Below are 12,942 nucleotides of genomic sequence, written 5' to 3' on the forward strand. Positions count from 1 at the left end.
TTTCAAAAACTCAATTTTATACCAATCTTCTATTTACAATGAAAAAGAAAACATCCATAATACTGTCGCTATTGCTCATGAGTCTATCTCCTATGTTGAGTTTTAGCCAGAAAAAAACAGCTACTCCTGCTCCTATCATAGCCAATTCAAGCACTGGCGTTGTACAGACTGAATTTGGTAAGGTAAGAGGCTATGTTCACAAGGGCATCTATACTTACAAAGGGATTCCTTATGCTGTATCAGAACGCTTTATGCCTCCGAGTAAACCAAAAGCTTGGGAAGGTGTAAGAAGCTCAATGACTTATGGACCAGTATGTCCGATGGATGCAACGACTTCAGTAAATGATGTAATCGAATTCGCATTTAATCACAATTGGGGTTATACCAATGAAAATTGTCAAAGCCTTAATGTTTGGAGTTCAGGAATCAACGACCAGAAAAAACGTCCAGTGATGGTTTGGCTACATGGTGGTGGTTTTACCGCAGGTTCTTCCATTGAACTCCCTTCTTATGATGGTGAAAATTTGAGTAAAAAAGGGGATGTTGTAGTTGTGTCTTTAAATCATCGTTTGAATATTTTGGGCTTTTGCGATTTATCGGCTTATGGTGATAAATATAAATATTCCGCCAATGTTGGCATTATGGACTTGGAAGCTGCTTTACATTGGGTAAAAGCAAATATTGCTAATTTCGGTGGCGACCCTAATAACGTAACGATTTTCGGACAATCAGGCGGTGGTGCTAAAGTAACAACGTTGATGTACGCACCTTCAGCAAAAGGCTTTTTTCAGAAAGCTATTGTGCAAAGTGGAAGTTACAGAACTAGTTTCTTAGAAAAAGAAGATGCTCAGAAAGTAAGTGCAGCTTTGTTAGAAGAGTTAGGTTTACAGCCTAATCAAGTAGATTCTTTGCAAAAAATACCATACGATGTTTTAAATGCAGCGGGCAAAAGAGCTCAGCAAAAAGTACAAGCCAAAATGAAAGCAGAAGGAAAAGCTTTTGTAGGCGGTGGCTTGAGTTGGGGACCAAGTCATGATGGGAACTATTTACCTTATCAGCAAGTAGATCCAGCAGGGATTGAAATTTCTAAAAATGTTCCTTTGTTGATTGGTTCAACTAAGAATGAATTTATGGCATCGCTGATTAACCCTGCTATTAGAAATTTTTCAACAGACGAAGCGAAGGCATTTTTACAGAAGAAATACGGAGATAAAACAGAGGCTTATTTAAAAGCAGTGGAGAAAGCGTATCCCAATACGACCAAACCATCTGACTTAATAGATATTGATGTGGCAACGTTTCGCCCAGGAGCAGTTAAACAAGCAAATATAAAGGCTACTGCCGATGCAGCTCCAGTTTATATGTATATGTTTACTTGGCAGTCGCCTATTATGGATGGGATGTACAAGGCAATTCACTGTATCGAAATTCCTTTTGTATTTGATAATATCGCTCGTTGTGAAGAAATGACGGGAGGTGGAACGGGTGCTTATACTCTTTCAAACAAAATCAGTCAGGCTTGGATAAACTTTGCTAAATCGGGGAATCCAAATCATAAAGGCTTACCAACTTGGCAAAAATATTCTGCTGAAAATGGTGCAACTATGATTTTGGATAATGAATGTGTTCAAAAATTTCACCATGATAAAGACTTACTTGAAATAACGGCAGGTAAGTAATGTAATCTTTAGATATTCTTTGAAAAGCGGTTTCGACTTACCTCGAAACCGTTTTTTTATTTAACGAATCGTTGGAAAGGATAATGCTGATGGTGTCACATTACATCTATTTGGCAAAGCCTAAAGAAAATAGAATTTCAAGGTCAAATACAAGGATAAATTAGACTTTTGGTGTCCTAAATCTCATTTTTAACACAAATTGAGACATTTTGAATAACTTTTGAACAGAAAAATTAAATAATTATTCTTCACTTTGTCCTGTTAATTATAAGAATACTTTAATAACATAAAAATATTCTTGAAAAATCCTTAAATGAGAAGCAATAAAACTGTTCAAAATGATTTTGCTTAAACGTATTTATCTTATTAATGCATTCTTTTTATTTTCTGTAGAATGGGGACAAAGTAGTAGCCTTATGCCTCAAATTCAGCAAGACACCACTAAGATTAATCCTACTATCTCGTCCCGATTACCTATCAATGGCATTCGAATAGCATGGGATTTTAATACTTTGCGAAAAGTCTCATCATCTGCTAATAATGAAAGATATTGTGGATACGCAAGAATGATACAACGCATTGATAAATCATTAATAGCAGTCTATGAAGCAGACGGCAATGTGGTAGTGGTAAAAAGCACTGACCGTGGGAATACATGGAGTGAGCCTATCGTGGTTGCTAATAAGCACGATGGTGTAAATATGGCAGTACCAGATATTTTAGAACTAAAAGACGCTTCTATTTTAGTGTGTTATAATCCTCGTCCTTCTGGGAAAGAGCCTACTAAACGTTTTGCTATTCGTACTAAAAAAAGCTATGACGGTGGATTGATATGGAAAGATGAACAGCTTTTGTATGAAGCTGATTATCGTTTTGAAAATGGCTGTTGGGAACCGTCTGCTATTCAATTACCGAATAGGGAAATTCAACTCTTTTTTGCTAACGAAGGAATATACACCACTTCAGGAGAGCAAAATATTTCGATGCTCCGTTCAAATGATAATGGGTTAACATGGACTCAAAAACCGCAAATAGTAAGTTTCAGAGCAGGTAGCAGAGATGGAATGCCTGTTCCTATATTACTGAACAATCACAAAGAAATAGCCTTTTCTATTGAAGATAATGGTTTTGATAACTTCAAACCTTATGTTATTAAAAATACGCTTACGCAAAATTGGGATACTGTCGTAGATGCTAAGAGCGATAATCGCTTTTATGCCCTAAGTGAAAAAATAAGGAATGATATTTATGCGGGAGCTCCGTATTTACGACAACTAAAAACAGGAGAAACGATTCTTTCATATCAGGGAACAGAAGGACGAAACAATAAAATGGATTTTTCAGAAATGAAGGTGGTTATTGGGAATGACCAAGCCTATAATTTTAGTCGAAAATCTAGCCCATTTTCAATACCAAATAATAAATCAGGATTATGGAATAGTCTTAGCGTATTAGATGATAATAGCGTAGTGGCCCTGACAAGTACGAATGCTTACGCCAACAGATCAGAAATATGGATGATAAAAGGTTATGTCATTCCAGCACTGAAGGTAAATAAAGAAACGCTCGTCATCGACGGGCTTACACAAGAAAATATTTGGAAATCAGATTTGCCAATATTAATTGGTCAAAAAAGTGCTACACAAGCCAGAGCATCAGTAAGTTATGATGAAAAAAATCTTTATATAGTTGTTAAAGTAAATGATACTAAAGTTGTAAGTAACGTTGCTACACTGGAAAATAATGATGGAATAAGCATTTTTATTGATGCTCAAAACAAAGCTTATGAAGCACCAGACAAAGGTGTTTATAGGTTTTTTATGGCTACTAATAATCAACTTTCTATGAAAGAAGGTGCTGAGGGGAAATGGATTGACAAAGCAAATATGTCAGGAATTAAATCTGCTGTAAAAACAGTGACAGGCGGTTACGTCCAAGAAATCGCAATCTCTTGGAATAGTTTGGGTGGAAAACCACCTAAAGGAAAACGGATAGGTTTCAATGTAAGTCTTACTGAAAATTCAGGAAAAAACATAGCAGATTATACCGAAACCATTGCTGGAAATATAGAAAATGCACCCTATACGTGGTCTGGGATTTTTTTGAAATAAATAGCATTAACATACATATTCAATGAAAAAAACAATACTCTTATTATTTAGCCTAATTGCCTTTGTTACTGTGAGTTGCGCTCAATCAGTTGAGGAAGGCGGTATTTTTAACAATCCTTTATTGCCCTCTGGGGCAGACCCTTATAGTTTTTATAAAGATGGTTATTACTATTATACCCATACTTCACAAAACAAATTAGTGCTTTTTAAAACAAAGAGCATCGCCGATTTAAAAACTGCTGAAAGCAAAGTGGCATGGATTCCACCTACAGGAACAATGTATTCTAAAGAGCTGTGGGCTCCTGAAATTCATTTTATACAGGGAAAATGGTATATGTATTTTGCTGGTGACGATGGCGACAACAATCATCACCGAATGTATGTATTAGAAAACCCGTCTATCGACCCTATGCAAGGAGAGTGGACTTTTAAAGGAAAAGTAGCTGACCCATCAGACAAATGGGCGATTGATGGCGATGTATTCGAACACCTTGGTCAATTATATATGATTTGGTCGGGTTGGGAAGGCGATAAGAATGGAGCACAAAATATTTATATCGCTAAAATGAAAAACCCTTGGACGATTGAAGGGAATCGTTCAATGATATCAGGCTCTGATTTTGAATGGGAGAAACATGGAGATATTACGGGTGACCCTAATCTTTCTCATGTAAATGTTAATGAAGGTCCTCAGATTTTAATGCATGACAAAAAACTATTTATTATTTACTCAGCAAGTGGCTGTTGGACAGACTTTTATGTCTTAGGAATGTTGACGGCTGATGCAAGTGCAGATTTGTTAAACCCGAAGAGTTGGAGAAAGTCGCCAGAACCTGTATTTAAACAATCGCCAGAAAATGGCGTGTTTGCGCCAGGGCATAATTCATTTTTTAAATCGCCTGATGGTAAGGAAGATTGGATTCTTTACCATGCTAATTCAAAGGCAGGACAAGGATGCGGTGGTTTTCGCTCACCAAGAGCCCAAAAGTTCACTTGGAACGCCGATGGTTCTCCTAATTTTGGCATACCAGTAAAAGAAAGTCAAGCATTGAAAAAACCAGTAGCAAACAATTCAAAATAATTCATAAATAAATTTTAATCACATGAAAATTGTCAAAATATTACTGAGCCTTCTGGTTTTCAGTTTATTATCTCAACGTATAGTGGCACAATCCGCTCCAAGAGAAATTTGGTCAGTTGAAAAGGCAAATGCTTGGTACAAAACAAAAGGTTGGTTGCGTGGTAGTGATTTTATACCAAGCACTGCCATCAATCAATTAGAGATGTGGCAAGCAGAGAGTTTTGACCCTACAACTATTGACAGAGAACTAGGTTATGCCGAAAGCATTGGGATGAATTCTATGCGAGTTTATTTACACCATTTAGCGTGGGAAGTTGATCCTAAAGGATTTAAAAGTCGCGTAAATCAATATTTGACCATTGCTAATAAGCATCATATTTCTACGCTTTTTGTATTATTTGATGATTGCTGGAATCCGACATACAGTGCTGGGAAACAGCCTGCCCCAAAACCAGGGATTCATAATTCAGGATGGGTACGCGACCCAGGGGAATTGATTTTCACCGACCCGAAAGTCATCGAAAAACTAGAAGCATATGTAAAAGATGTTTTGACAACTTTCAAGAATGATAAGCGAATAGTTTTATGGGATTTATACAATGAACCTGGCAATTCAGGCTATGGAAATAAGAGTATGCCATTGCTAGAAAAGGTATTTATTTGGGGTAGAGAAGCCAACCCAAGTCAGCCTCTTTCTGCGGGTGTTTGGAACTGGAGCTTGAAAGAATTATCTGATTTCCAGATTAAAAATTCAGACGTTACTACTTATCATAATTATGGTGATTTACAGAATCACATAGAAGATATAGCAAAACTAAGAACATTATCAAAACGTCCATTGCTTTGTACTGAATACATGGCCAGAAGTAGAAATAGCTTATTCAGTAGCATTATGCCTTTATTAAAGAAAGAGAACATCGCAGCCTATAACTGGGGTTTAGTAGCAGGAAAAACTAATACGATTTACGCTTGGGATAAGCCAATGCCTACTGGAAACGAGCCAGAATTATGGTTTCATGATATTTTCAGACCAGACGGAACGGCTTATAAACCAGAAGAAGTAAAGGTAATTAAAGCACTTACAGGCAAGAAGTAAGCGATATTTATAGATTTAGGAATGCCGTTAGTACTATCGAAAAAAATCGATAGTACTAACGGCATTTTTTATAACTGATTGATTATTAATGATTTTTGACAATATACCTCAATAAATTCTTAGAGGGTAGCGTTTTTAAGAAGTTCAAAGCAAATAAATCTTCAAAATACTGTATGATAAGTTTTAATTTTGTCGAGTTTTCAGTACTTTTAATCGTTGTAAATAGTTGTTAAACAGAATTATGATATTTATTTATAGAAAGTAATTCTTCAAACATCACGTTTTTTTTAATTCAGTCATTTTTATGGTATAGTTTTTGTCAATTAGTCATAAGAAACAATCCAAGATATGTTCAGCTTTAATTCTCAAGTTAATGTTAATCACCTCAACAATATTTACGGTGATGATGTAACAATTGTAAAAATAATGTTTGAGTCTTTTTTAGAAGATAGTTTACCTATTTGGGAGGATATTCAGACTAAACTACAACAAAAAAAGTTTGCCGAAGTAGGCGGATTGGCTCATCAATTTAAACCGTGTTTTTCGATGATTGGCTTTCCTGAGATTAGCCCGAAAATTCATGAGTATGAGCTTTATGCAAAAGGAAATCCGACAGGAGACGAATTAATAAGACGCTATAATGCACTTTCGCCAGAGGTAGTTAAAGTAAAAGAGATTGTAACAGAAGATTTAAAAAGAATGGAAGAAGAAGGATTATAGTCTTAAAACAACCTTGCCATTTATTAGTTATTAAAATCGGAGTATATTTGATATTCGTAAATGATAAATTTTAACATGAATCGCTTGATTCTAAAAGAAGATAGGAAATATTAAATTTCTTTAAATAGATTTTTTATGGTTGGGTCACGAAGATATACTATTAGCATTTTTTTATTTTTTGTATTATGGATAAGTAAATTAGAGGTTACTGGGCAGTCACTTCCTGCTGATGCCTTATTAGCAAAAGCTTTAGATTCGGAAGAGTTTTTGCCCTTGCTGATTGATGCTGCGACAAAATCGTCTCCTCAAATAAAGAGAAGTATGAATAGTGTAGATATTGCAACATCAACGTTAAAAATCAACAAAAATGTTCTCTTTAGTGGAATAGGCCTTATCTCTTCATACAATTATGGTACAAACTATTCAGCCGTAAATAATACAGCAACAACTGTTCCCGGAGCAAATTCTTTTACGACAGCCCAAACTGGGTTTTACAATTTTGGGGTTGCGGCATCACTTCCTATAACCAATATTATCAACAGAAAGCACTTACTGAAATCGAGTCAGGCGCAAGTAAATATTGCATTAGCTGAACAAGAAAACCTCACGCTTGAAATTAAACAGCAAATAATAGGTTTGTATCAACAGCTAAGGCTGGCAAGAAAGGTATTCATCATCAATAGCAATAACCTGCAAATTGCTAAGTCGAATAGCTCTTTGGCAGAGAAACAATTTTTACAGAATCAGATTACTATCGATCAAGTATCAAGTGTGCTTGAATCCTTTAATAAAGCAAAAGTAGAATACGAGACTGCCCTCAATAATTTCCAATTAATTTTCATGCAACTTGAAGTTGTCGTTGGGGTAAATCTTACAACATTATTACAACAGATTAAATGAGCTTTTTACATTTTATAAGACTAATTGTCAAAAATCTAAAGTGGTTAATTTTAATCCCTTGTGCTTTGGCATTTACTATTTTTTACTTTACCAGAAATGAAAAGAAAGTATATTCTTCAGAGTCTATTATTTATACAGGGATAGCCTCTGGATACAGTTTAAGTGGAATTATAAAAGCCGATTATTTCGCTACTAGTAATGCTTTTGATAACTTACTTACCGTAATTGATTCGAGAGAGACCAAAGAAGAAGTAGCGGTACAATTACTCTCAGAACACCTTTTCTTAAAAAAACACGACCCTAACGTAATTACATGGGGAGCCTACGATGAACTACAAAAGCTAGTTCCAGAATCCCTAAAAAGAAGACTTGTTAAGTCAACTGTAGCTGAAACACGCGATGCTGTAGTTGCATATATGTCAAAAAGTGAAGAGAATCCTATTTACAAACTCATTCACTCAGATAATCATTACTATTCAATTGATGTGCTTAATAAAATAAAGTCTTCAAGGATTAGTAATAGTGACTTGATTAAGATTTCTTATGAAGCCAACGACCCATTTATCTGTAAGCGTACACTTGAATTATTAGAGCAAGTGTTTATGTTGAAACATCGCCAGTTAAAAGAAGGTCAGACAACAAGTGCATTGACTTATTTTGAAATCGAAACCAAAAAAGCGTTTTCTAAACTAGACTCTGCCGAGCGACTATTCTTGGCATTCAATAAAGATAATGACATCATTAACTATTATGAACAAACCAAAGCTGTAGCAGGGGAACGAGAAGTTTTATATGCCATGAACCACAATCTGGAAATGGATAAAATGGCATCAAGCTCTTCTTTAGCCAAAGTAAACGAAAATATTAAGGGTCGAACATATCAGACTTTATACGGAAGTGACGTAATCAAAGAAAGAGAAAAACTGGCGGATATCTATAGCAAAATTGCCCTTGAAGATTTACTGAATAAAAAAGGTGAGAAAAATGGCCAAATGGATAGCCTAAAGACGGTGGCGGCTCGACTTGAAAAAAAGTTGAAGTCATCTTTAGAGAATCTCTATGTGGAATCTATGACGCCGAGTGGAATACCTACCAAAACAGTATTAGACCAATGGTTAGCTACAACACTTGCTTTTGAACAAAGCAAAGCGCGTTTAACCGTAATGGATAAACGAAAAGCGGAGTTTCAAGAAGAATATAGAAAGTTTGCACCGATGGGGGCAATGCTGAAAAAAATTGAGCGACTTATTGCTATTTCAGAACAAGAATACCTTGATTTACTCCACAATTTGAATGCAGCAAAGCTAAATCAACAAAATACAGAAATTACGGCCAAGCTTAATGTGGTAGACCCTCCGTTCTTACCATTGAAGGCCAACGCATCTAAAAGAATGGTTTTAGTAATCGTTGGTTTTTTGGTTGGGTTCGTATTAGTCTTAGCACTTATCCTCACGCAGGCGCTCATCAATAAAACCTTGATGGAACCTCAACGGGCGAAAAATATTGTCGGTCTGCCCTTACTGGGCGTATACCCCTTGTTAAATGAAAATCCTTCTTTTTTATTAAAATCAAACTTGAGGTTGATGCAACAATTGCTCGCAACAGTTGACCTCACCCAGAAACCCGTTACCATTGGTTTGATTAGTACCCAAAAAAGCGAAGGGAAGTCTACCATTGCCTACTTACTAGCGAAAGAGCTGACAGACTTAGACTATAGCGTAGAAACACATAGTTGGAATAATGATTATGATTTTAGAGAAAGCCTAAACGCAGATTTCTGTTTAATTGAGTTTCCTCCATTAGAAAACATGATTATCAAGCCAGAATCGTTTCCAAGGTTAAACGCTACCATTTTATTATGTAGAGCCAATAGAATCTGGACTAAAATAGATAAAGAAATGATTTCTATTTTTACTAAAACTACTGGCAACAAACCTTGGTTTATTTTAAATGGTGTTGATATCAACTTTGCAGAAGAATATATCGGTGAAGTACCAAAGAAAAGAAATCTATTACGTGCATTCGTTAAAAGAGTAGCCAAGTTTGAGTTTGGCAATAGAAAATCTATTGATAAAATAGTACCTGCAAATAATGCCCATACAGGCAATGTTAGGTATGAAGAGCCCAACCGTAAAGTTAAAAAAAGTAACTTAATCGTCATCTTTGGGGTAATAACGGGTGTCCTGTTGTCTACAGCTGCCATTTATATGTATCGTAAAAACAGTTCAACTGCTGTGAAAGCGGATACTTTAGTGGTACAAAAACAACCAGATACGACATTTGCATCAAAACCAGATGATGGATTTGGCGCTACTACAGATTTTAATACTCCAGCACAAACATCAGCCAATACAGTAGAACCCTTGTCATCTACTAATAATTATTTTGTTGTTGCAGGTAATTTTAGTAGTGAAGACAATGCTAAATCGTATGTAAAAGAACTCAATAATACAGGTTTCCCGAATGCTCAAATAATTACTCCAAAACAAGGAGAAAGTTCTGTTCGAGTAGCTTTTGCAGCTTTCCCTTCGCAGACCGAAGCATTGGCTGAAGCAAAGGAGATTAATAGAAAATTTGGTAAAAAGAGTTGGGTTTACACTGAAAAAAAATAGCAATCATTGTAATGTGAAGACTAAAAACCTGCATGGACAAAAATTTATTTTATACTTCAAGAAATAAATTAAGTAATATCTGGCTTATTCCAGCTATTATGTTTGCTGTTTTTATGGGCATTGTCATTGCTAAAAAGGGTATAGCCATTGGCTTTCTCTTGTTGGTTTTGCCCTTTGCCGCAGGCTTCATGATTTTGATATTCTTTAGACCACGCCTCGGTATTATTGGTTTTTTGATTTATTGTTTTGTCATGCCTACTATTGGGAGGCATATAGCAGGATTACAAGTTGGCTTAGGAATGGAAGCATTATTATTCGTTACCCTATTCGCCGTAATATTTCATCAGAGTAACAGGTTCCGAAAAAGACATTTGAATATAGATTTGTTTTGGGTAATCGTGGCTTGGGGAATTATGACTATCCTGCAAATTGGGAACCCAGAAAGACCCAGCATCTTGGGGTGGGTTTACGAAATGCGAACACTTTTGCTGTATTGGATTCTCACTGTTTCGTTATCCATACTATTACTGAATAAGAGATCAGACATTGATTTATTTCTTAATATCATCATCCTATTCTCTTTTGCTGGAGCATTGTATGGTATGAAGCAATTATATATTGGGCTTGACGATGCCGAAAATACTTGGCTGGAAAATGGAGGGAAAGTAACGCACGTCATCTTCGGGAAACTAAGAATTTTTTCATACTATTTTGATGCCGCCCAGTTTGGAGCTTCTCAAGCCCAATTAGCCATCATGTGTATTATCTTGGCTACGGGGCCATATAGTTTCAAGAAAAAATTGTGGTACTTTATCGCAGGAATGTTTATCCTTTATGGCATGTTGATTTCTGGTACTAGGGGTGCAATGTTTGCTTTAATTGGAGGGGGATTTGCTTTTTTAGTATTGATAAAGCAAACTGAAATCTTGATTGTTGGTGCTGTTGTTGGGCTAACATTTATCGGAATACTAAAATATACTCTTATCGGAAATGGTAGTGCTGAGATTGTACGTCTTAGAAGTTCATTAGACCCAGATGACCCTTCGTTACAATTAAGGTTCATGAATCAAAAGCGACTAAGCGATTATTTAAGTTCTAAACCTTTTGGAGCAGGAGTAGGCACCATGGGGCAATGGGGGGAATCCTTCAATAGCGACAAGTATATTTCGCATATCGCCCCTGATAGTTTATATGTAAAAATATGGGGTATGTATGGTATTGTTGGTTTTCTTACTTGGTTCGGAATAATGTTGTATATTACTGGAAAATCAGCAGGGATTATTTGGAAAACACGAGACCCCGTCCTTAAAAACCAGTTGATATGTTTATGTGCTGGTTCAACAGGGATATTATTATGTAGCTATGGCAATGAGGTGTTAAACACGATGCCTACCTCAGCAGTTGTATATATTAGTTGGGCATTAATCTGGCTGAGTCCACGCTGGGATACACCACTCACTAAAGCAGACGATATTGCCTTAAATACGCCCGAAGTATCTGACAAGTACGAATATTCAAATGATTTTTAAAGGAACCAAAACCATTAAATAACAAAATGATACAGCAAATAGGTAACGCCATCCAATTAATCATCCTTGTTTACTTATCTATTCAGATATTTTACTTGCTCTTTTTTGCATTAGCAGGAACTTTCGCGAAGAAAACCCATTTTCCAAAAGCCAGTAAACTCAGAAAAATTCGCATTTTCATTCCTGGTTATAAAGAGGATGCTGTTATCATTGCTACAGCGCGTGAAGCCATTAAACAAGACTATCCAGCAGATTTATTTGAAGTCGTAATCATTGCAGACTCATTCAGCGAAAGTACCCTCAATACTCTTCGTTCTTTACCCATCAAAGTAATAGAAGTAAGCTTTGAGAAAAGCACCAAAGGAAAAGCCCTACAAAAAGCTATTGAAGCCACCATCCACGACCCAGTTGATATCTTATTGATCCTTGATGCGGATAACCACATGGCGCAAGGATTTCTGCATGCCGTAAACGACGCTTTTGAGCAAGGTTACGAAGTAGTACAGGGACATAGAACGGCTAAAAACCTTCAAACTCCTTTTGCCTTATTGGATGCTTGTACAGAAGAAATGAATAACAACTTTTTCCGTCGTGGTCATGTGGCAGTAGGCTTACCTTCCGCATTGATTGGTAGCGGCATGGCATTTGACTGGAAATTGTTTGTCGATTTTATACAAGATATTGGCGATACTTCGGGTGAAGACAAAGAATTAGAATTTAGAATTGCCAGACAAGGTAAGCAAATAGCTTTCTTGGACGGACAATATGTATATGATGAAAAAGTAGCTAAATCTGACGTATTCGTTCAACAACGCAGTAGATGGTTTGCCATGCAAATAGAAGTTTTAGAGAAGTATTTTGTAGAAGGTTGGGTACAGCTTTTTAAAGGAAATATAGCCTTCTTCAACAAGGCCTTTCAAACATTGATATTCCCGAGGGTAATGCTTGTAGCAGTTATGTTACTTTGGTTGGCAGTTTCTTTTATTGTTTCCTCAAGATACCTAAATTATAGCATAGGCTTATTCATTCTCTTTGCTATTTCGCTATTATTAGGGATTCCTACGAGATGGTATAACAAACAACTTTTGATGGCATTTTTACAAATACCTGGAGCGATAATTTCTATGATGAAAGCCATGATGAAAATCGGTAAAGCACGCAAGCAATTTATCCATACGCCTCACGGAGATAGTGAGCATTAAACAGTTAAAGAT

At 36.1% G+C, this 12,942-nt stretch carries 9 protein-coding genes; all 9 read left to right on the forward strand.

Annotation, left to right across the window (positions count from 1 at the left end):
- The first annotated feature begins 38 nt into the window (after positions 1-38).
- The 9 genes from AC1RNE_RS22245 to AC1RNE_RS22285 all read left to right on the forward strand — a co-directional run bounded on the left by AC1RNE_RS22245 (position 39) and on the right by AC1RNE_RS22285 (position 12,930).
- Complete coding sequence (locus AC1RNE_RS22245) at positions 39-1,679, forward strand: carboxylesterase/lipase family protein (RefSeq protein WP_492804300.1); 1,641 nt, start codon at positions 39-41, stop codon at positions 1,677-1,679.
- A 338-nt stretch (positions 1,680-2,017) separates the two neighbouring features.
- Positions 2,018-3,790, forward strand: a complete 1,773-nt coding sequence (locus tag AC1RNE_RS22250) for a sugar-binding protein (protein ID WP_492804303.1) — start codon at positions 2,018-2,020, stop codon at positions 3,788-3,790.
- 22 nt (positions 3,791-3,812) lie between these two features.
- Complete coding sequence (locus AC1RNE_RS22255) at positions 3,813-4,871, forward strand: glycoside hydrolase family 43 protein (RefSeq protein WP_492804304.1); 1,059 nt, start codon at positions 3,813-3,815, stop codon at positions 4,869-4,871.
- A gap of 22 nt (positions 4,872-4,893) precedes the next feature.
- Positions 4,894-5,967 carry a glycoside hydrolase family 2 TIM barrel-domain containing protein gene (locus tag AC1RNE_RS22260; RefSeq protein WP_492804306.1) on the forward strand — a complete coding sequence of 358 codons (1,074 nt, stop codon included), beginning with the start codon at positions 4,894-4,896 and terminating at the stop codon, positions 5,965-5,967.
- Between the two features lie 426 nt (positions 5,968-6,393).
- On the forward strand, positions 6,394-6,687 hold the full coding sequence (locus AC1RNE_RS22265; RefSeq protein ID WP_309959295.1) for an Hpt domain-containing protein: 294 nt from the start codon (positions 6,394-6,396) through the stop codon (positions 6,685-6,687).
- Positions 6,688-6,822: 135 nt separating this feature from the next.
- Positions 6,823-7,587: a TolC family protein gene (locus AC1RNE_RS22270; protein WP_492804307.1), complete on the forward strand. Its 765-nt coding sequence runs from the start codon at positions 6,823-6,825 to the stop codon at positions 7,585-7,587.
- A 65-nt stretch (positions 7,588-7,652) separates the two neighbouring features.
- Entirely contained in the window at positions 7,653-10,199 is a 2,547-nt protein-coding gene (locus AC1RNE_RS22275; protein WP_492804308.1) for an SPOR domain-containing protein, read from the forward strand.
- 32 nt (positions 10,200-10,231) lie between these two features.
- Positions 10,232-11,728, forward strand: coding sequence for an O-antigen ligase family protein (locus AC1RNE_RS22280; RefSeq protein WP_492804310.1), 1,497 nt, complete (start codon positions 10,232-10,234; stop codon positions 11,726-11,728).
- Between the two features lie 26 nt (positions 11,729-11,754).
- A complete protein-coding gene (locus AC1RNE_RS22285) occupies positions 11,755-12,930 on the forward strand; it encodes a glycosyltransferase family 2 protein (protein ID WP_492804312.1) in 1,176 nt (391 codons plus the stop codon).
- Positions 12,931-12,942 lie beyond the last annotated feature (12 nt).

It is taken from the genome of Arcicella sp. GW822-FHT02H01, from assembly GCF_058802005.1.